Annotated in this window: 17 protein-coding genes and 1 pseudogene; 14 read left to right on the plus strand and 4 right to left on the minus strand. The window is 49.7% G+C overall.

Annotated features, from left to right (window positions below):
* On the plus strand, nucleotides 1-2364 hold a 2364-nt coding region (locus tag METMI_RS23795), incomplete at its 5' end, for a TonB-dependent siderophore receptor (RefSeq protein ID WP_019866472.1).
* A gap of 122 nt (nucleotides 2365-2486) precedes the next feature.
* Here the strand turns inward: METMI_RS23795 and METMI_RS0111645 are convergent.
* Nucleotides 2487-3233 carry an IS5 family transposase gene (locus METMI_RS0111645; RefSeq protein WP_232215211.1) on the minus strand — a complete coding sequence of 249 codons (747 nt, stop codon included), beginning with the start codon at nucleotides 3231-3233 and terminating at the stop codon, nucleotides 2487-2489.
* A 353-nt stretch (nucleotides 3234-3586) separates the two neighbouring features.
* Between METMI_RS0111645 and METMI_RS0111650 the strand changes: the two genes are divergently transcribed.
* The 4 genes from METMI_RS0111650 to METMI_RS0111665 all read left to right on the plus strand — a co-directional run bounded on the left by METMI_RS0111650 (nucleotide 3587) and on the right by METMI_RS0111665 (nucleotide 9200).
* Nucleotides 3587-4822, plus strand: a complete 1236-nt coding sequence (locus METMI_RS0111650; RefSeq protein WP_019866474.1) for a PepSY-associated TM helix domain-containing protein — start codon at nucleotides 3587-3589, stop codon at nucleotides 4820-4822.
* A gap of 178 nt (nucleotides 4823-5000) precedes the next feature.
* Nucleotides 5001-5555 (plus strand): RNA polymerase sigma factor, encoded by a 555-nt coding sequence (locus METMI_RS0111655; RefSeq protein WP_019866475.1) that lies wholly within the window; start codon nucleotides 5001-5003, stop codon nucleotides 5553-5555.
* A 102-nt stretch (nucleotides 5556-5657) separates the two neighbouring features.
* A complete protein-coding gene (locus METMI_RS0111660; protein ID WP_019866476.1) occupies nucleotides 5658-6626 on the plus strand; it encodes a FecR family protein in 969 nt (322 codons plus the stop codon).
* A 114-nt stretch (nucleotides 6627-6740) separates the two neighbouring features.
* Entirely contained in the window at nucleotides 6741-9200 is a 2460-nt protein-coding gene (locus tag METMI_RS0111665; RefSeq protein WP_019866477.1) for a TonB-dependent siderophore receptor, read from the plus strand.
* A gap of 393 nt (nucleotides 9201-9593) precedes the next feature.
* Here the strand turns inward: METMI_RS0111665 and METMI_RS0111670 are convergent, their stop codons facing one another.
* Complete coding sequence (locus tag METMI_RS0111670; RefSeq protein WP_019866478.1) at nucleotides 9594-10724, minus strand: ISAs1 family transposase; 1131 nt, start codon at nucleotides 10722-10724, stop codon at nucleotides 9594-9596.
* A 64-nt stretch (nucleotides 10725-10788) separates the two neighbouring features.
* Between METMI_RS0111670 and METMI_RS26195 the strand changes: the two genes are divergently transcribed.
* From METMI_RS26195 to METMI_RS0111720, 9 genes are all read left to right on the plus strand, one after another.
* Nucleotides 10789-11241, plus strand: coding sequence for a TonB-dependent receptor domain-containing protein (locus METMI_RS26195; protein WP_198007912.1), 453 nt, complete (start codon nucleotides 10789-10791; stop codon nucleotides 11239-11241).
* A gap of 346 nt (nucleotides 11242-11587) precedes the next feature.
* A complete protein-coding gene (locus METMI_RS0111685; RefSeq protein ID WP_019866481.1) occupies nucleotides 11588-12103 on the plus strand; it encodes an RNA polymerase sigma factor in 516 nt (171 codons plus the stop codon).
* Between the two features lie 74 nt (nucleotides 12104-12177).
* Nucleotides 12178-13122, plus strand: a complete 945-nt coding sequence (locus tag METMI_RS0111690) for a FecR family protein (protein WP_051102334.1) — start codon at nucleotides 12178-12180, stop codon at nucleotides 13120-13122.
* A gap of 113 nt (nucleotides 13123-13235) precedes the next feature.
* A complete protein-coding gene (locus tag METMI_RS23800; protein ID WP_156829831.1) occupies nucleotides 13236-15839 on the plus strand; it encodes a TonB-dependent receptor in 2604 nt (867 codons plus the stop codon).
* A gap of 74 nt (nucleotides 15840-15913) precedes the next feature.
* Nucleotides 15914-17029 carry an Lcl C-terminal domain-containing protein gene (locus tag METMI_RS0111700; protein WP_019866484.1) on the plus strand — a complete coding sequence of 372 codons (1116 nt, stop codon included), beginning with the start codon at nucleotides 15914-15916 and terminating at the stop codon, nucleotides 17027-17029.
* Nucleotides 17030-17078: 49 nt separating this feature from the next.
* Nucleotides 17079-17594: an Lcl C-terminal domain-containing protein gene (locus tag METMI_RS23805; RefSeq protein WP_019866485.1), complete on the plus strand. Its 516-nt coding sequence runs from the start codon at nucleotides 17079-17081 to the stop codon at nucleotides 17592-17594.
* 59 nt (nucleotides 17595-17653) lie between these two features.
* Entirely contained in the window at nucleotides 17654-18508 is an 855-nt protein-coding gene (locus METMI_RS0111710) for a DUF1566 domain-containing protein (RefSeq protein ID WP_019866486.1), read from the plus strand.
* Between the two features lie 184 nt (nucleotides 18509-18692).
* Nucleotides 18693-19436 carry a hypothetical protein gene (locus METMI_RS0111715; protein WP_156829832.1) on the plus strand — a complete coding sequence of 248 codons (744 nt, stop codon included), beginning with the start codon at nucleotides 18693-18695 and terminating at the stop codon, nucleotides 19434-19436.
* A gap of 270 nt (nucleotides 19437-19706) precedes the next feature.
* On the plus strand, nucleotides 19707-20678 hold the full coding sequence (locus METMI_RS0111720; protein ID WP_019866488.1) for an IS1595 family transposase: 972 nt from the start codon (nucleotides 19707-19709) through the stop codon (nucleotides 20676-20678).
* A gap of 93 nt (nucleotides 20679-20771) precedes the next feature.
* On the opposite strand, the gene METMI_RS23810 is transcribed toward METMI_RS0111720, so the two are convergent.
* Together METMI_RS23810 and METMI_RS23815 are read right to left on the minus strand one after the other, a co-directional pair.
* On the minus strand, nucleotides 20772-21437 hold the full coding sequence (locus tag METMI_RS23810) for an IS1595 family transposase (protein WP_019866489.1): 666 nt from the start codon (nucleotides 21435-21437) through the stop codon (nucleotides 20772-20774).
* Nucleotides 21438-21453: 16 nt separating this feature from the next.
* Nucleotides 21454-21828, minus strand: a pseudogene (locus METMI_RS23815) (transposase); the annotation flags it as partial.
* Nucleotides 21829-21885: the final 57 nt, after the last annotated feature.

Below are 21885 nucleotides of genomic sequence, written 5' to 3' on the forward strand. Positions count from 1 at the left end.
TCGTTGACATCGGGACTGCAAGTGCTTGCGGATGGCAAGCTGACGGCAGGAATCAGGTCGTCTGGTGTGACAGGCCGTTATACATCCAGACAAGCTTTGCAAAGCCTGTTGGCGGGAACAAGGATAGCCGTGCAATCCAGCCGTAACGGGATGGTAACTTTGCAGAAAGTGGCGCAAAACGTTCCGGTAAAGGCTGTCATACCGCAAGCGGCGACAGATTTACCGACCGTCAAAGTGGCGGGGAACGCCGAAGCTTATGATAATGATCCGGCAGATCCCTATAATCCGGTTTACCACAGTTCCAGTACAAGTACGGCTACCAAGACCGACACGCCGATTATGGAAACGCCAGTGTCCATCCAGGTCGTACCAAAATCCGTGATGAGCGACCAAAAAACTACCACCATTAAAGATGCGCTGGAAAACGTCAGCAGTGTGCGTCCGCAATCGTCGTTAGGGCTTAGTAATGCGTTTATTACCCGTGGCTTTAGGAATGGTCGGGTTTTCCGTAACGGGCTGGTGGCGAATGGTTTGGGGATTGGCGAAGGGGCGCAATTTGATTCTGCCAATCTGGAACGTATCGAGGTGCTGAAAGGCCCGGCGGCGGTGTTGTTTGGTCGCATCGAGCCTGGCGGTTTGGTCAATTTGGTGACTAAAAAACCTCGGACTGAGCCGTTTTATTCTGTGGAACAACGTTTTGGTTCTTACGATTTTTATCGGACTGAATGGGATGCGACCGATGCGGTCAACAAAGATAAATCGCTCAGTTACCGTTTTACGGGGGCGTATCAAAATAATAAATCGTTTCGGGATTTCAATTTCAATGACCGGATTGTGGTGAATCCGTCTTTAACGTGGCGGCCTAGCGATGCCACGGAAATGTCGTTGGAGGTGGATGCTTTGCACGAAGATTATCAAGTGGATAGGGGCTTGTTTGCGATTGGCAACCGTCCAGCGCCCATTCCTGTCAGCCGCTCTTTTATTGATCCTAACGATCCGGTTGACACCAATTCCAAGGTTAATCTGGGTTTTAATTTAAGCCATGCCTTCAATGACAATTGGACATTGCGGAATCGGTTTTTGGCTTCGTTCATTTACGATAAAAACACCTCGGTGAAACCCGCCAATGGCTTTACCGTCGAGCAATTTCTTGATCCAAGCACGGGTAACCGCACTTATTCGCGGAATATTTTTTCGCAAACTTCCGACAATGAAACCTATTCGACCAATTTGGATTTAGCAGGAAAATTCAAGTTGGGCGGGGTCAGCCATCAAACCTTGATTGGCATGGATTATTTACGGGCGGTCGGTAATTATGATTTCTATGGCAACTATATGGATCCGGTACAGGGTCTGGACATCGACATTTATAACCCAAGCTACGGCATCGACCCTTCTTATTATGCCAACGCATTGGTAACGCCGTCTGATGGCGGTACTAACCATTATATTTTTAGGGATAACTGGTATGGCGCTTATTTTCAAGACCACATCACGCTTTGGGAGAAAGTCCATATTCTGGGCGGTGGACGTTATGATTGGGCAACGACAGGGGTGGGAACAGGCACTGATTTTACTAGTGCAGAAGCGGCTTTGCCGTCACGCCAAGATGAAGGCTTTAGTCCACGGGTGGGGATTCTCTACCAGCCTTGGCAATGGGCGAGCCTTTACGGAAATTGGACGACTTCGTTTGGCGCAAACAATGGCGTGACGGATTCGGGCGCGACCATAAACCCAGAAATTGGCGAGCAATTTGAAGCGGGATTAAAAACCGAATTGTTCGCCAAACGCTTGACCACCACCTTGGCTTACTACCATTTGACCAAGGCAAATCTGATGACCCGCGACTTTAAAAGCGCCGATCCTTTCGCCGTTGCAGCGATTGGCGAAGCCCGCAGCCAAGGCATTGAGTTGGACATGAGTGGGCAAATAACAGACGAAGTCAGTGTTATCGGCAACTATGCCTTTACCGATGCGCGTATCACCAAGGATTACTCCGGCCTGCAAGGCAATCGCTTGAACAACGTGCCGGAGCATTCCGGCAGTTTGTGGCTCAAATATGAGATTCGTCACTACATGCCGCTGAATGGCTTAAGTTTTGGCTTGGGTGTTTTCGCCGCCGGAGAGCGGGAAGGCGATAACGATAATACTTTTGTGTTGCCCGGTTATGCCCGCTTGGATGCCTTCACCAGCTACGCCTGCCAACTCGGCGATGCCCGTTTGATTACGCAATTTAATATCCGCAATCTGCTGGATAAAGTCTACTACGAATCCACTGACCCGTTTCAAAATGCGCCACCGCGTGTCGGGATTTATCCCGGTGCGCCATTGACGGCGATGGGGTCGGTGCGTTTGGAGTTTTAGTAAGTAGGGTGGGCAACATTTTTCTGCCCACCAAAATGAATGTTTCGAATTTCATGGTGGGCAAAAAAGCGTTGCCCACCCTACGGAATTTTATGGGCTTTAAGAAGCTGTCTGGCAAAAGTTTAAACACATTTTGCAAGCGTTATTTTGACCATGGCGATGCGGACAACATTTTCGGCGGAAGCGGCCAGCACCTCAAAATCCTTGGCCAGACGGCGGAATCCGCCTAGCCAGGCGAAGGTGCGTTCGACCACCCAGCGCTTGGGCAGGACGGCGAAGCCGTCCTTGATCTTTTCCGAGATGTGCAGGGTGACACCCAGTTCCCCGTCGGCATACTTGACCGCCGTGCCACGGTAGCCCGCATCGCCGGAAAAGTTTCCGATGCCGGGGTACATCTCCTTCGCACGGCGCATCACCTCGCCCGCCGCCACCGTGTCGTGGATGTTGGCGGCATGGACTCCGACATGCAGCAGGTTGCCCAGGATGTCGACGACGATATGCCGCTTGCGGCCTTTGACCTTCTTGTTGCCGTCAATCCCCCGCTCTTCGCTGTTGTACTGGGTCTTTGCGCTTTGCGAATCGATGATGCCGTAGCTCGGCCCGGGGTTCCGCCCGGCCTCCTTACGGCATCGCCCGTTCAGGCTTTTCAGCATCGCCTCCCAGACGCCGCCCTTGTTCCAGCGGCTGTAATGGTCGTACACCGTCTTCCAAGGCGGGAAGTCGTTGGGCAGCATCCGCCATTGCACGCCGGATTTCGCCCAATAGAATATCGCGTCGACAACCTGTTTACGGTCATGCTTGCAGGCATTCCCACGCGGGTCTTCCGGTTCAAAGTGGCGTTTTATCAGCCCCCATTCTTTATCGGTCAAATCGCTTGGATAGCCCATTTTTCATACCCCAAAAAATGCTTGACTTTAACATTTATTTTTTTGCCAGACAGCTTCTAAGCGGAATTGGGTTTGTAACTTGGAGTGCAAGCCTTGGTTTGCGCTAGTACAAGCTTAGTACTCAGTCAATGTTGATATATCGGTATTGTTTTCGTAGGGGCGAGCGGCTGCTCGCCTTATCGTAGCAGGATTTGGCATGGGTTCTTAAAAAGGCGGACAGCCGTCCGCCCCTACGGTTGGATTAACCCGACAAAGAAGCCTTGACTGAGTACTAGGCTTGTAATTTAACCACTTTATTGAACTCACTACCGATTTTGGATAGCTAACGACACGTTATGAACCGATTTTTTGATCCACCCAAGATGAATCAACCCGACACTAAACAACAGCATCTTGCCAAACTGAAAACCCGCCGCAAAACTTGGCTGGCGGTGCATCTCTGGCTAGGTTTGGCCTTAGGTTTGTTCTTATCCATTTTCGGCATTACTGGCAGCATTCTGGTGTTCCAAGTCGAAATCAACGAATTGCTCAGCCCCCAATTATTGACCGTCACCGTGCCGGAAACGCATCCGGCCTATCTCCCTTTAGCGGATATTTTCCAAGCCGGACAGGCGGCGATGCCAGAAAAAGCTGTCAACACCTTTGCCGATTATCCACGCAATGACGCGGCGGCTTTTAAGTTGATGTATGCCTTACCCGTAGCCGACACGGTAACCGAAAGCTGGGAAGTTTACGTCAACCCCTACACCGCGCAAGTCATCGGCAAACGTCTGAAAACCTCATCCGACAGCGTTATCCCAAAGACCTTCATCGGTTTGGTTTTTGAACTGCATTACGCTTTGCTGCTGGGCGAGGATTTAGGCTATACGGTGGTCGGCATCATGGGCGTTTTGCTGATTATTTCGGCGTTGACGGGCTTGATCCTCTGGTGGCCGTTGACCGGAAAATGGTTACAGGCGTTGACCATCAAACGTAAAGCCAGCGCGGAACGCTTGAATTTTGATTTGCACAAAACGGCTGGTTTTTACACTACGGTGGTGCTGATTCCGGTGTTGTTTTCCGGTGTGTATATGGACATACCGGAGCGCGTTGTTCCTGTGTTGGAACTATTCTCGCCCGTCACTTACCGCTATTGGTTCCAATCACATCCTCCCGCCAATCCCAAACCCATCACCTTGCCTGAAGCAGTGGCAATCGCCGAACAACGTTATCCCACAGGCCGTCCCGATTGGCTTTATAGCGCAACCCAGCCGACCAGCACTTACACGGTATGCAAAGACGGCGTGAAGGAGCCGGGCAGTTTGCTGCATCGCCGTTGCGTGGTGATCGACCAATACAGCGGCAAAATTTTAGATGTGGACGATCCCGCCATCGGCACGGCGGGCGAAGTGTTCACCCATTGGCAATGGCCTTTGCATTCAGGGCAGGCGTTTGGTTGGACTGGGCGGATTTTGGTGTTTTTGTCGGGGTTGGCGTGCCCGTTGTTATTTGTTACGGGAGTGATACGCTGGTGGCAAAAACGTAAAGCAAAAAATCGGGTGCACGCCCGTGCCAACGCAGAGGAACCCTAATAGAAATAGGTTATTTCACACAGCAACTAGGTTAAATAACAGCGTTTAATTATTCGATGCAACCTGCGGGCTTTTTGTTTTTTTAACTTGCTTATCCAAGTATCGTCCCGGTATATCAAGGTTTACAAGAAACTCAGCAAATAAACAATTGGATAGCTTAGTTAATTTGGTACAAATAATGCTCAAGGCTAATAATATCTTGTTATTTTTTTTTGCCCCAATGAATTCATCGTCCAATATCGAAATCGCCGCATTTGTTCAAGCTTATGATGAGGAATTGCGGCGCGTTATGGCACGGCGGTGCGGTTGCATCGACACCGCCGCCGATATTGTCCAAGAAACCTACCAGCGCATGTTAAGCGGCAACCTTTGGCAGCAGGCCGAAAATCCACGCGCTTTGCTGCATCGAATTGCTGCTAATTTGGCGGTTGATTACGAACGCCGTGCCGCTGTCCGGCTCCGCCATATCACCAGTGAAAATGTAGCAACGGATTGGGTTGCCGAAACCGATAGCCGTCAGCCGGACACTGTGCTTGCTAACCAACAACGGCTGCAACAGCTTAGTCGAGCCATCGAAGCCTTGCCACCCAAATGCCGCACCGTATTTCTGCTGCGAAAATTCGACGGGTTAAGCCATGCGGAAATTGCCGAGCGGCAAGGCATCTCCCGTAACATGGTCGAAAAACATTTACGCCATGCCTTAACTGTTTTGCAACAACTCAATGACGAATAGTTCCAAGCTCCGTTGTTGCCAAGCTTTTCATCCTGCCAATCCACTCCTGTTTCTTACCTACCGAACGTCTTATAATGGCAAGCCTTGTTTTAGGAAGCCATCATGAAAAACGAGCCTATAGAATCCAACCGCCGCACCGCTATCCGAAATGCCGCCATTAATTGGTGGGTGCGTTTGGATGCCGATGGCGACGATGCTGATCTACAACTGGCATGGCAACAGTGGTTAGCCGAAGACTTGGCGCATGAGGCGGCGTTTGCTGAAATCAGCCATTTATGGGGGGAATTGGGTGCCTTGAAACCACAAGTCCCGCCGTTGGGATGGGTGGCGACCAACCCCAAAATTCGCACCAGACGAAGCCAAGCAATATGGAAATATGCGCCCTTGGCAATGGCGGCAGCCGTGTTGTTGTTTTGCTTTAGCCCGCTGTGGGTTTGGTTACAGGCCGATTACCAAAGCCCGGTTGGTGCTAGCCGTAGTATCCATTTAAACGATGGCTCTACGGTGATCCTCAACAGTGATAGTGCGCTGGCGGTCAGCATGAATGCTCAAACAAGGGAGCTTAGCTTGTTAAAGGGCGAGGCTTGGTTTCAGGTCAGCCCCGATCCGCAACGCCCGTTCCGTGTCCATGCGGGCGAGGGTGCGGTGACAGCGTTGGGTACGGCGTTTAATATCCATGTCGGGGAAGGGCAGACCGAAATCACCGTCACCGAACACCGTGTCGCTGTCGATTTGGACAGCGGCGCTACAACCACTAATCTTCAACAAGGTGAGCGGGTGGTTTACAACCGCCACGCTATTAGCCCCGCCGAACCCGTGGATACCGAAGCTGCCACCGCCTGGCAACGTGGCAAATTGGTGTTCGAAAACCGTCCGTTAGGCGACGTGTTGGCGGAGCTAAACCGCTACCATCACGGTTATTTCACTATTTGCGACAGCGCACTCGCCCAACGCCGTGTTAACGGCGTGTTCCGCACTGACCAGCCGCTGGCGGTGATTGATGCCTTGCAACACTCGCTAAAACTGCATTCCACCCGCCTTGGCGGCTACTGGGTAATCTTGCATCAGTGAATCTTTTCAACATCCGCCATCACCACTGGCCTAAAAACTTTTAACGTCAACCTCCTGTTTTACCGACTGGCTGCGTCTTACTCACATTAGCCCCAGCCAATCAAAGGAGAGTTCATGACCTTGACCCAAAAAAACCTTACCACGATCTTGTCCGTGCCAACCGCACTGATGCTATCGACTGCCATCCATGCCGAAAGCAGTAGCCGTCACATACAAATACCCGCAGGACAGCTATCGACTGCGCTGAACCGCTTGGCGGAAGCCAGCGATTTGCAGATGGTTTACGATGCCGATATAACAAAATACATTAAAAATCAGTCGATTATAGGGAATTACACGCCCACCCAAGCGTTACAGCGGCTTTTACAGGGTAGTGGACTTGGCTATCAACTTGCCGATAACGGTACGGTCACTATCAGCCGACAAACACCCTCAGCACCACCACAAAATTCAAATATTTCGCCGGAAGCGGCAGTGCTGCCTACTGTTCGAGTGAAAAGCCAAGCCGAATACTTTACCGACGATCCTGAAAATACTAGGTACAATCGTACCGAAGCATCGACGGCAACCAAAACCGATACACCGTTGATGGAAACGCCTGCGTCAATCCAAGTGGTGCCACAGCAAGTTTTAAAAGACCAACAGGCCGTGACGTTAACCGATGCGCTAAAAAACGTCAGTGGTGTGCAGTTGAGTTTTTCGCCGACGTATGAAAATTTTACTGTGCGCGGGTTTGATCTCAATGGAGCGACATATAGAAACGGTATCCGTGAGGCGTCATGGGCTGCTGAAACCGCTAATGTCGAACGCTTGGAAGTTTTGAAAGGTCCCGGTGCGATGCTTTATGGACGTATCGAACCCGGCGGCATGGTTAACCGCGTCACCAAAAAACCGTTAGATACCGCTTATTATTCAGCGCAACAACAATTCGGTTCTTTCGATTTCTATCGCACCACCGCCGATGCCACCGGCCCAATTAATGATAGCGGTACGCTGACTTACCGATTTAACCTCGCCTATCAAAATAACAAATCTTATCGGGACTTATTTTTCCGCGACCGGATATTTCTTGCGCCGCAACTGAATTGGAAAATCAGTGACCGTACGGAAGTCGGTATCGGTATGGAATATCAGCGCGATGATTTCCGTTGGGATGACGGCTTTCCGGTTTTGGACGGGGCTAATCGTCCTGCCAATTTACCGATCAACCGGGCTTTAAATGACCCGCTGGCGAATGCCAACCAAGAACGTAATGTCGTTGATTTGAATTGGTCACATGCTTTCAATGATGATTGGAAAATTAGCCAACAGTTTTCATCTTTTCTAGGCGGCCGCCACCAATTTGATATTTTTCCGTATGGTTTCCATGCCGACCAACGCACGGTAGACCGCTACAATTGGGACAATACCGTTGACAGCAATACCTATTCTTTCAACACCAACTTGCTTGGACATCTGAATACATGGAACGTCAAGCACACTGTATTGGTCGGGCACGATTATTACCAGCTTACCGATCAGGCCAAAGGCCGTTGTTGCGCATTTGTGGACAGCATAGATATTTATAATCCGCAGTATTTTACTGGCAGCATTACCCCCGTGCCGCCGAATTACGGTTTCTATCAACAAGAATGGAACGGAGCTTATTTTCAAGACCAAATGGTATTTTGGGACAGACTACACGTCTTGGGCGGAGGCCGCTATGATTGGGCGACTTACGGTGTGGGCAGTTCCAGCGTTTCCTTTTCAAGTGCCGAGAAACAGTTAAATGCCAATCAAGTCAATGCCGAGAAATTTAGCCCTAGGGTAGGTGTCCTTTACCAAGCTTGGCCTTGGCTGTCCGTTTACGGCAATTACACGGAATCTTTGGGCGGCAGCAATTCCTATTCAGGCCGTAACGCAGATGGCAAACCCTTGCAACCGCAACTAGCCAATCAATACGAAGCGGGTATCAAAACCGAGTTTTTCGACAAACGCTTGACGGCAAGTTTGGCTTATTTTGAAGTCACCAAATCCAATGTTGCCGCTGGTAACCCAGACCCCGCTCTGGCAATGCAAGGTTATGCAGTGACCATTGGTGAAGCACAAAGCCGTGGTGTTGAATTCGATATTGCCGGACAACTGACTGACAACCTCAATGTGATCGCCAATTACGCCTATTTGGATACGGAAATCACCAAATTCACAGCGTCTGATGTGTGGGGCGGTGTCAGTCTCTTAGGTAAACGCTTCCCGAACGCACCTGAACATTCCGCCAATATTTGGGCGAAATACGATTTCACTGATTATGGGCTGAAAGGCTTAGGTTTAGGAACAGGAGTCCGCGTGGTCAGTTTACGCCAAGGCGATCCACAAAACAGTTTTCAATTGCCTGGTTACACGACTTGGGACGCGTTGCTTTCGTATCAACTTAAGGTGGGCAAATCGAAAGTGACTACCCAATTTAACGTCTACAACTTGCTGGATGAGCGTTATTTTTCTAGCGCGGATACCTTCGATGCCAGCCAACGTTATTACGGAAACATCCCGGGTGCGCCACGCAATTTTATGGGATCTGTAAGGCTGGAGTTTTAAGCGTTTTGATAGATGGTTAATGGAAGGGCAAATGGCATTTGCGTTTGCCCTTCTTGATAAAGAAATGAATAGAAAAAGCGTGAATGGTTGATAACTTACATCCCATGAGACGATTTATTGACCTTCTCAAGCCATCGCCCAAATGCTAAATCATAGCAACTTGCCAAGCTGAAAGCCTTCTGCATATATTATATATGTCATTGAATTATAAAATAAAATTAGTTGACGGGTTTGCAAAACCCGTCCGTCAGAGATATAGGCCTATCCTTAATTTGACGAATTACGTGTCCAGTTTCGACCTATTTAGAGGGAAGCCATTTGTGGCATTATTGAATGGGTATCTGTTTTACGGTATTGGCAAGATCGTAAAAGTCGTACATCAGGGCCACCTCATTAAAATACCTGAGCCAAAATCTCGGTTAAAAGCAAGTCATCCCAGCCAGCGGCCTTACGCATAAGCTTGACACTCATGCGTTTCTTTGGGGCTTGCCTGATCATGTTCAAGGCGGCATGGCGGATAATGGCGACATTTGTCGGGGCATTGTCCTTACGTATGCGGCTTTGGTCTTCACCGAACGACATGTCCAACACCCAATGTAGCTGGTTTTCTACACCCCAGTGCAAACGAACGGCAGCCAGCATCTGCGCTGCCGGTACCTGCGAACTGCTGATAAAGTATCGGGTTTCCTGGGTTGTCGTGCCGCCGATGAGCCGCTCACTGCCAATCGCGACAATGCTGCTTAAGTTTTTCCACTCAGGATGGCGCTCCCTGAGCCAGTCGATGTCTGTACTTAACCGGCATTGGCGGACTTCGATCCGCCCATGACCTTTATCAATCGTTTCAGCAGAAGTCATCCGGGCCAACGACGCCGGGGCGGGCTGTTCAAAATGCAGGCGCACATCATCATGCAAGCTGCTTTGGTTGCCTTTGAGCGCCAACAGGTAATCGCCACCTTTATCGGTGATCTTCTCGGTGATGGCTTTTTGGCAACCCATCGCGTCAATGGTGACGATGGCGCCGCGTACATCCAACCATTCCAATAGCTCAGGGATGGCGGTGATTTCATTGGATTTCTCACGGGTTTTAACCTGCCCTAAGACAATCCCTGCTTCGCTGGCAAAGGCTGATACTAAGTGTATGGGCGATTGCTCACCATCATTGCTGCCGCGTAACGTTTTGCCATCAATCGCCACCACCTTGCCCGCCACTTCAGGACTCAACCAAACCTGGATCCACTCTACAAACAATCGCTGGAACTGCGTCGTGTCAATGGCGCGGAAAAATCGCCGCAAGGTGTCGTCGCTCGGAATACCGGACTCATACGGCAGATATTGGCGTAAAAATAACAGCTTAGCCTTACCAAACACCTCTATGTCATCCCAGCTTTCTGCCCCGCAGATCACTGCGCATAACGTCAGTAGCAGTATTTCGGGCATCGGGTGCAACTTTTTTCGTTCAATCCGGGGATCGTCTAGCTGGTCAAAAATATCTAAAAAATCCATTTCTTCCCCGTCCTTGAACATTGTTTATGCTGCTATTATCCTAAATCCTGTTGGTAGGGGTGCCGTTTTTAATGAGGTAGCCCTGGTGAATATTGCCGGACAACTTACTGAGAGTGTGAGCCTCATCACCAGCTACGCTTTTACCGATGCCCGTATCACCAACGACGGTAGCGCACCCGATAACAACCTAGGCCACCGCTTACCTAATGTTGCCGAACATTCAGCAAGCACTTGGTTGAAATGCGCCTTCCAGCAGCAGGCTTTACGCGGCTTAAACTTAGGCGTTGGCATGTATTTGGCGGGAGAGCGTGAAGGCGACAATGCCAACAGTTACCAATTGCCGGGCTATGTGCGCGTCGATACCTCCGTTGGTTATGCGATGGACATTGGTGCGGCTAAACTGACTACCCAGCTTAATATCTACAACATTTTCGACAAACACTACTATGTGGCTGGAGAACCTTATAACGCCAATCGTGCTTGGAATATGCCGGGTGATCCATTGACGGTGCTAGGGTCGGTAAAGTTAGAATATTAAAAATTGGTAAGCGAATTCGCCGCTAGGCAATCCGCCCTGTCAAAGCCCCATTGGGAAATCGGTAATTGGTGTGGAGCAAAGCTTGTTCTAAAAGTACGCCATTTGCCATACCTACTGTGTGATATGACACACCTTGAGTTATATTGCATAAGCCTATGCGCTTGTCATATGACCGTGTAATGGCTTAACGGCTGTTATTAGAACCCATAAGCCCTACAAAACCAGAACGTAATAGGAAAAACCGTCCGTTTTCATTACCACATGTTTTTCCGCTAATTTATTTTTATCATGGCGTAGAAAATGCTTAAGCTGTTTGCTTAACTGTTTAATCTGCGATCTTTTTGCCATGTTTGAATTTACCATTAATGATATTGCCGTCTTGCTGCACAAGCATCGGGGCGAATTGCAACGCTTTTTGGCAGGGCGTATTGCTTGTCCAGAGACGGTTGAAGATATTTTGCAGATAATGTTTTTGCGGCTATCGGCTTATCAAACTGAAACCCGCGTTGATAATCCCCGTGCGTTCCTCTTTAAAATTGCCGCAAATCTCGCGACCGACCATTTGCGTAGCCAGCAACGCCGTAATGAAACGCTGATCACCGATGAACAAATTGACGAATTTCTCGATTACACGCCTAGTCCGGAAACGGCGCTCATATCCCAGCAACAACTTGCCGTGCTGAAACAGGCCATCCAAGAATTGCCCCCCAAATGCCGAGATGTTTTCATCTTATGCAAATTTCACCACTACACGTATCTGCAAGCCGCACAGCACTTAGGCATAGCCGAAAGCACCGCCACCAAACACATGATTAAAGCCTTGGAACATTGCAAGCGTAGGGTGTTTGACGATTCCTTCTAAAGATACTGGATGTTAAGCTAGTTCCAACCGTCTTATTTTTAATGGAACCATCAAATCCAGCCTACCTTATCTTGATGACAAAATTGACTGATTTGCAAGCTTCGCAAAACGCTTCCCAACAAGCCTCCGAATGGTTTGTGCTGATGAATTCCGGCCAAGCCAGCGCCCAACAACGGCAAGAGTTTATCCAGTGGCTGGCGCAATCACCTAGCCACCAAAAAGCCTGGTTACAAACCCAAAACCTCTGGCAAAGCTTCGAGCAACTCGATGCCGCAGATTTTCCCTTGCCCAAAGCAGCCATTAAAGCGCATTTTTTCAGCCCAGTGCGTTATGCGTTTGCTGTGTCGGCGTTATTACTCGTGGCGGTGCTATACCGGCAACCGTTTTGGTATGCCGATTTTTACACAGCAACCGGAGAAGCTAAAACCATCACCTTGAGTGACGGTTCACATGTCGAACTGGCTACCGACAGCGCGGTTTCAATTGATTATTCAAAAAGTCATAGACGGCTGATTTTGCATCACGGCGAAGCGTTTTTTACCGTAGCCGCTGATGCTGCAAGACCTTTTGATGTGATTGCCGGAGACACGGAAACCCGCGCACTAGGGACGGCTTTTGATGTCAACCGTGACGGTGATGATGTGCAAGTCACTGTCTATGAACACAGTGTCCGAGTATCGGCGGGTGGGCAAGGTATCGACAAATTGCTTACAAGCAAAACCGTCCGTTATCAAAATCAACAGTTCAGCGCAGTGACTACAGCCAATCTGGCGATTGCCGATAGTTGGCGGCGGCATCACTTAGTGTTTGAAGACCAGCCGCTTGCTGATGTGGTGAAAGCCTTGAACCGTTATCGCCGCTTACCGATTGTCATTTTTGATGGTTCGCTCAAAAACCTGGCGGTCACAGGTTTATTCGAAACCGATAACACCGACACGGCTTTGCAAACCATTGAAGAAACCTTGGCGGTGAAAGTCAGAAGATTGCCAGGGGGATTGGTGGTTTTGAGTGGTGTTTAGTATTTTTTAGAAAAATTTTCCCCACTACTGGAGGTGTCACAGTTTCCGTTCGTCATAAACATTGATTGACAAACTATTTGGCTTTTTTGAGCCGGATATTGACGGAAGCCTTAATGACAGCCCATTCTTCATCCTTAAAATCGCCAGCTTTTTATCTGTTGCTGCTCTGTCTTTGCAGTGATGGATTGAACTTATCACATGCATTGGCGGGGGNAGNGGCAGGCGATGCCTTATCGACAAGCCATTACTTTAGTATCCCGCCGCAAAATTTGTCTTCGGCAATCTTGGCTTTATCCCAAGCCGCTAAGCTGAAGATATTTTTTGATGCCACTATTACCCGTGGCATCAATAGCCCTGGCCTTAACGGGCAGTATTCTTCCGAACAAGCGTTACGCAAATTGCTGGAAAAATCCGGCATCCGTTATAGCTTGACCGATTCCGGCTCGATAAAACTGCAAGCAGCGCCAGCCGTGCAGCCGATCAAAGCACCCGAAATAAAACCCGCGCCCCCGAAACCGAAACTGAGTCCGGTCACTGCGCCGGATGTAGCTGTGCCGCCGACACTGGAAACCATGAAAGTTTCCGGAAAATTCGAGTATCAGGCGGATGATCCTTACAACACCGATTATGTTCTACCCAGCGCAACGGCGGGGACGAAAACCGATACACCGATTATGGAAACGCCACTGAACGTGCAGGTGATTTCCAAGCAGGTGTTGAAAGACCAACAAGTCATTAGCCTTGACCAAGCCTTACGCAATGTCAGCGGCGTAACCATGAAGGCGCATGGTATCAGCTCGCTAAATAACGGCATTAATTTTGGCATTAATTACCCGACGCCAGTGATCCGGGGTTTCGCCTCGGAGACTTTTTTCCGCAATGGCTTCCGGTTACAAAGCGGTTCTGCAAACCGTCAGTTTGCCAATGTCGAAAGCCTCGAAGTGCTAAAAGGCCCGGCGGCGATTTTATATGGTCAAGTTGAACCTGGCGGGATGATTAACATCGTCACCAAAAAGCCGCAGGCCACGCCGTATTATTCCTTAACCCAACAATTCGGCTCTTATGATTTATACCGCACCAGCGTCGATGCCACCGGCCCAGTCAACAAGGATGAAAGCCTACTGTACCGTACAAACATCTCCTATCAAAACAGCAATTCCTTCCGTGATTTTGTTTATACCGATGATGTGTTTGTTGCGCCCTCGCTGAAATGGATCGTCAGCCCGAAAACGTGGGTCAGCGTGGAAATGGAATATGATCGTAACAACAACGGTTTTGATGCGGGGTTCATCCCCATTTACAAACACAAAATCCTCAAAACCCCGTTTAGCTATAACTGGGGGGAATTGTCGCCCGTCAAACAGGAAACTTTTTTTGGCAATATCACCACCTCACACCAATTCAATGAGGATTGGTCGATCAAGCACCAGTTTTCCGCCAACCAAGCTACGGGGGATGCCGATTTTTATATTCCGTATCCGTCCCTGGATCAAAAGAATGTCCGCAGCACCCATGCCCTCTACCAAAATAGCAACGACACTTATTCGACCAACCTGGATCTGACCGGACATTTCGCCACTTTCGGGCTTAAGCATACATTGTTGCTAGGTGGTGATTATTATCGCTTGGATAACCGTGTGAAAAGTGGCTCCTCCGGAAAATGGACGCGCCCAGGGAACAATTATTTTAATCCGGTGCATCACCCGTTTGTTCCACCCGAAATACAACCGTTTGAAATAAAAAGAAATATCCAATCAACAGATCAATTCGGTTTGTATGTGCAAGACCAAATCGAATTGCCTTATCACGTCTATGTGATGGGAGGCATCCGTTATCAATACTTGCACCAGTCTTCACGGGTTAGGGAGTACCAAGTCCCTACCATCCGGTTGGTGTCTTCAGAAGATGCCGTAACCCCCAGAGTCGGCCTGCTATGGCAGCCGCAACATTGGTTAAGTTTGTATGGCAATTATGTGGAAAGTTTTGGCCCCAATACCGTTAACGTGCCGGGCTTGGTCAAATCAACCAAGAAACCGATTCCGGCCACTGGTGCGTCCCAATACGAAATTGGTACTAAAACCGAGTTCTTTGAGGGACGCTTTCGGGTCAGTTTGGCTTATTTTGATTTGACTAAGAACAATATCGCCGTGAAGTTACCTAGCTCAAATTTTAATGGCTTGGCTTCCTACATTTTAGTCAGTGAGGCGGAGAGTAAGGGTATTGAACTCGACATCCAAGGGGAAATCCTGCCGGGCTGGCAAGTTATCACCACTTTCGCTAACACCCACGTCAAGATTGGCAAAAGTGATGATTCAGGGCTATTAGGCAGACCGGGCCAGCAGCTATTTGGTATACCCGTTAACACCGCCTCGTTCTGGAGCACTTATAACTTCCAGCCAGGCTGGCTGAAAGGTTTTTCGATAGGTGCGGGCGTAACTTTCCAAGGCTCCCAATTTGCACTGATTGATGAAAATGATACGAAAAAACAAAACCAACGTTTTAAGGTGCCGGGCTACCAAACCGTCGGCCTGATGACTGCTTACAGCCGTGATGTCGGCGATGCCAAAGTCTCGCTGCAATTCAATATCGAGAATGTCTTGGATGAACGCTATTTCACGGGGCTGACGGTGGAAACGTCGTATGGTGACAAAGGCCAAGGATACGGCGTATACGGTACGCCGCGAACCTTCATGGGACAGATCAGTGTTCAATATTGACGGCGTAATTTTCCTCATTTGGCTGAAATTCAAACATCTGCTTAGTGCAGTGTATTTAATCCACGGAGTCCAACATGACCAAAACTGAAATGCCGCATCCAACGGGCGGCGACATACCCACCAAAAACATTTTTATCGCGTTGCTTTTTCCGCTGTTACTTGCCGTTAGTACCGTCCACGCCGCCTTGGAAAGCAAACTGGAAACGGCGACTTGTGATGCCATCAAAGGCTGGGCTTGGAATAGCGCTAGCCCAAGTAGCCGAATCCAAGTCGATATTTATGATGGCACTGCTAAGCTCACCACGCTGACCGCGCAACTGTTGCGCACGGATTTAAAAAATGCCGGGAAAGGCGATGGCCAGTATGGCTTTGCCTATGTGCCACCAACCAGCATCCGTAATGCGCTAACCCATAAATTGTCCGTCCGTTATAAAGGCACGGCAACCGAGCTGACCGGATCACCCATCAACACGGCCTTACCCTGTTATGGCAAAGTGAATGATACGGGCTGGCAAAAGTGCAGCACGAATACAGGTAATGGCCTTAATTGCCCCTTGACCGATTATCCCCGACAAGATGGTGAATATGGGCGGGATAAATTGGCAAGTAGCGGGCAGTTGCTCAAAATCGGCAAGGGCAGTGCGGGGTTTGACTACACCAAAATTGCCAACAACGGCAGCGTCTTGGCGGAAACCGCCGCTTTAGGTAAAGCCAGCACGGCTTGGGCGTGTACCCGTGACAATTTGAACGGCCTGCTCTGGGAAGTGAAAACAACCGATGGTGGCATACGCGACGTGCTGAACACTTATAGTTGGTATAACCCCAATTCGGCAACCAATGGCGGCTTTGTCGGTTATCAGGACAATGGTGATTGTACGGGCAGTATTGCTTGCGACACGCTCAACTATATCAAAGCGGTCAATGCCAGCAAGCTTTGTGGCAAAACGGATTGGCGCTTGCCGACGGTAGAAGAGCTTTTGTCACTGACCGACTACAGCCGCAACCCCACCATTAATCCCGTTTATTTCCCCAATACCAAACCTTATTGGTACGTCTCATCCACCATTGGCCCTGTGGATTCAGGCAAACCTAAAAAAGGCTTGTGGGGTGTTTATTCGACCAGCGGCTACGTCAACGATGACATCGCCGATCCTTATGGACTTAGGATCCGGTTAGTCAGTGGCAAGTAAATGGATTAAAGACATTAGCCCAAATTTCACCATTTTAGGAATTTAGTTTATGAAAAAACCTGTATTGATGACCCTAGCGGCATTATTAAGTTTGCAGACGGGCAACGGATACGCCCAAACCTGTAATGCCAGCAGCTATCAAACCACTCCAACCAGCCGCTTTGTGCTGAAAACTGACGGCACAGCTTTGGACAAGAAAACCGGCTTGCTTTGGAAGCGTTGTTTAGAAGGCTATAACTGGAACGGCAGTGGCTGTACGGGCTCAGCAAGCTTGGCCTTGTGGCAAAACGCCTTGAAGAAAGCCGCCGCCAGTACATTCTTAAGCAAAACCGATTGGCGCTTGCCCAACGCCAAAGAACTGGCCAGCATCGCCGAACGCGCCTGCGTCAATCCGCAAATGAATCTCAGCGTCTTTCCGAATATGCCCACTGTTTTTATTTGGACCGCCACACCCAGTGCGGCTAGCACTTCCTCTGCTTGGGCTGGCGGTAGTGGCTACCAAAATCATTGGGAATATCCTAAAAGCAAGGCTTACGGGGTATTGCTGGTAAGAAACGCCCCCTGATAGGCCAATTTTAGCAAACCGACATAACAACTTTTTTAACAAACCACGAGGAACAAACAATGAAATTGAAGCTATCGAACCGCTACCTCACTTTGCCTTTCGCTGTTTCGGCAATCCTATCCGGCTCGGCAAACGCCGTCGAAGTCAAATCGGCCAATGCTGTTCTACAGGGCGGAAGCGATTCGTCTGTCAGTTGGTCAGCCCCAGCTACCCAGCCGTATCGTGTCTATGTGCGGGTTCCTGCCGACAGTACGGCGACAAACGCCCTCTATCACGTTTACCCAAATGGCTTACCCGCTGGTAACGATTGTTCGGGCACTGACGCTAACAACCCGTGTTTTGAAGTGCCAATTGATACGACTAAACATTTGGGTGAATGGGTACAGCTTACGACAGACAGTGATCCGGCAACACAATGGGATTTTACCCAAAACCCTTACGTTAATGGCAGTGTTACGGTTAACGCCAGCAATCTCATTGCTACAGAAAAATTGGCGACAGGATCAGTATTATTTGAAAACCCACGGATCGGCGAAGCTTTCCAAGGAGGCATCATCATTGCCGTTAGTTCCAATGGGCAGCATGGCCTGATCGCCGCCAACCAAGATTTGCCAAGCAAATATACGTTTTATGACGCAAAACAGGCCGTGAAAATCAGCGCGAATTTCGATGCCGAAGGCCAAAAATACAGTGATTGGCGGGTTCCCAATATTCATGACTTGAATGTGGTATACCAGCATCAAGACTTGGTCAAAGCGACGGGAACCTTCTATTGGTCATCCACCTCAGTCAATAAGACTTTAGCTTGGCTAGAAATTTTTAGGTATTCCCCTTATCCTGCATATAGTGGTTTTTTGGCAAACGACGCATTTAAGACAGGTGCCTTAGCCGTGCGTCCAGTCCGGTCATTTTAGAAATACGTTAAGAAGTCGCTTCCTCCCTTATTTGAAGCACAGGGTAAAGCTAAATTTTTAGCGGATTCTTCTTTATTCGGTTACAGTTAGCTATGCCGTTTAGGGTTAGCCATGACGTTGGTTGGCTTCATAAGCGGCATAGCAATTTTGCCAAAACATTTTACTGTCCTGAGGAGGGCTAGCCGTGAAAAGAAAATTTTCCAAGAACTATCGTGTCTGTGCCGTAGTATCCTGTTTATTGTTGGCAAATCAATGGGTATCTGCCCATGATGCCATTAAAACAGGCCCTGTTTGGGAAGGCACGGGTGGGGATAATGCGATTGTTATTGGGCATGGCTGTGAAGCAAAAGAAAAACCCATACAAGCACAAAGTGTCGTTTTCCCTACCGTTAATCCCGAATTGATCGCCTCTGACGGGCATACCATCGCCAATCTTAGCGACATCATTGGTGAGAGCTTATATGCCGGACAGGCGGATTTGATCCAAGATAAAAATATCTTCCAGCATCAGGACGAAAAGCATGATGCCTTAGGTAACACCATCGGCTTCTTTAGCACCAATGGCAATTTACAAACCAACCTGCAAGGCCGTGTGCCGTTTCAGTTTGCTACCCCTAATTTCACCAAAACCACCTGCGCCACGGCCTTAAGGATAGAAGTCGCTGTTGCGGATGTTTGTATTTTGGCCGCTCCAACGATTCGTGCGGCAAAGGTGAATTTATGGATTCCAGATAACGGTTCCCAGTATTCCCTATTAGGGAAAGCCCAAAACGTTGATGGTATTGGCGAACCTCCGGTTATCCATGTTAAACGCAATTTAGTCAAAAATCCGCCGGACGCTTCATGTGGTGCGGGTTTTACTGTAACAGTAAGGCCGTCAGCAGCCGATGTCGATGCTAATTTGGGTATACCTGGATGGCATTACTAAATAGTTTTAGGCTTCTAACACATTTTAAATTCTGACGCTTAATTGGATGGCTGAAAAGGAATAGCGTTTACCTACCCAATTAAGCAATTCCAACTATTAAAAGCCAATTTTTATCCATTGAATGCTAGTACTCAGTCAGCATTGTTTTGTCAGGTAAATGAGGGGTAGCCCGTGATTACCTCCCCCCCTTTGAAAAGGCTATGTTTGCGTTAATAGTTGAATCTGAACTTTTGTACTCACCCTGGTCTCATTGGGACAGGGGGTGGAACAATGAAGACAAAAGCCTATTGCGAGTGGTTGGAAGGGGTGGGCCGCCTCACCCGAAAGCAACGGACAGCCGTGCTCGTCCAGCTGAATGCGGCGGAATCCCGTGAAGCCATCGTCAGTGAATTGGAGAGCGGACACCTGCGCCCGTGCCCGCATTGCCAGAGCGGGCGACTGGGCCGCTGGGGCAGGCAATCGGGGTTACAGCGGTTCCGCTGCCGGGACTGCGGAAAATGTTTTAATGCTTTAACGGGCACCCCGCTTGCGCGGTTGCGGCATAAAGAGCGCTGGTTCGATTATAGCCAAGCCTTGATTGAAGGGCTCACCGTCCGTAAAGCCGCCGAGCGTTGTGGCGTGGCTAAAACCACGAGCTTTCGCTGGCGGCACCGTTTTCTCACCGAGGTGGCCGGGCTGAAGGCGACTGGCTTGACCGGCATTGTCGAAGCGGACGAAACCTATTTTCCGTTGTCATTCAAAGGCTCACGACAGTTACCAAGGCCGCCGCACCGCCGTGGCCATGCGGCCCATCAACGCGGGACGGGGGACGGTCAAGTGCCGGTATTGGTGCTACGTGACCGTCATGGTACCACCACCGACTTCAAACTGACGGCGGCCACGCAAGCCGAAGAGGCGCCCATTATTGGCCGCGTCGTCGCAGCGGACGCCGTGCTATGCACCGATGGCGGCGCAAGTCTCAAAGGCGCGGCGCGTCAGGCGGGTATTGCGCATCGTGCATTGAACCTATCGGCGGGGATTCGTGTGCTGGCCGGGGTTTACCACATCCAAAATGTCAATGCGTATGACAGCCGCCTCAAAACTTGGATGCGGCGGTTCCATGGGGTCGCCACCAAATACCTTGATAACTATCTGGGCTGGCGGCGCGGACTGGAGCGATGGGGCGAACAAATCACCCCCGGCGTCATCCTGCAAGCCGCTGTGGGGCGTTGCGTACCTTTCCAACTATTAACGCAAACATAGCCTTTGAAAAAGCACCCAAGGGCATAAAGCACTGCCATTAAGCTAAGATATAAATGTTAATAATTAAAAAGTTAGAATTGTGTAGATACTCTCTTAAAACACAAGCCCATTTTGCAAAAAATCATAAAAATTATTATGAAGTTGCTTGAGCAGGTCGCGTGTAAAAACGAGTCCCGTCAAATTCTTTTTGGCTCTATATGGGTTCTGGGGTCTTTTTAACCAAAACAGCCAGTAACGAAGACAGCAAGCCTTCCCGCGTTTTCTGACATTATGGACAAACTCAAAAAAGCTCAGGTACAGTGGCAACTTGGCTTGTGAAATGCCGCGATGCGGGCGCAGCCAGGAGCGCAGCAGCGACCAGAAGCCTTCCAGGGTGTTCGAATGGACTTCGCAGAAGCCGTCACCATCTTCATCGCGGGCGTATTCACCCGCCGAATGGTTGACGGTCTTGTGCGGGTAGCCCCACGCTTCCAAGCGGCTATAGATGTTGTATTCGTCGGTATAGATTGGTGTGCCGGGCATAATGGTTTGTAAGATCAAGGGCTTGATGGTGGCCTGTTGGACGTTGTCGGGCATCCTGATGACAACTTCCCCGGTGCGCTGGATCATGCCGAAGACGGGCGGCTTTTCCGTCGCCAGGGTGCCGCGTCCCGGCGCCCCTTGCAGGCGGCGGCAACGGGGCTTCCGTCCGGATTGGGCGACCTTGTCAGGCTGGCCTTTGTGGCCTGCAACGATGTAGACTTCGTCGCATCCGGCCACCCCAGATAGGGTTATGGGCTCTTTTTTTAGCGATGCCCGTGCGCAGGTGTTCGGTCATATACTGTAGATCGTCCTTGTTCAAGTCCAGTTCTTGGGCGATCTGCCGGTTGGACAGGTCCGGCCCCATGAAATACAGGCATAGCACCCAGACCGACAGCGGCTGGCGATGCCCTGACAGCACGGTTTCGGTCAAGTCGTCGAAACGTTTGCCGTAGGCTTTGCATTGGTAACGCTGGCAAAGGCGTTGCGGGCTGCCGAAGCCGCGCCGGATCGTGTCGCCGCTGTCGCAATGCGGGCAAGTGACACCATCAGCCCAACGTAACTGGCGGATGGTGGCATAACACTGGGCTTCACTGACTAATTGTTTAATGGTGATGATTGAGTTTTCCATCTGCCCATTTTATCAAAAGACCTTGAAACCCATATAGAGCCAATTAAAAAATGGGGT

The organism is Methylovulum miyakonense HT12 (assembly GCF_000384075.1).
In the GTDB taxonomy this organism is placed as follows: Bacteria; Pseudomonadota; Gammaproteobacteria; order Methylococcales; family Methylomonadaceae; genus Methylovulum; species Methylovulum miyakonense.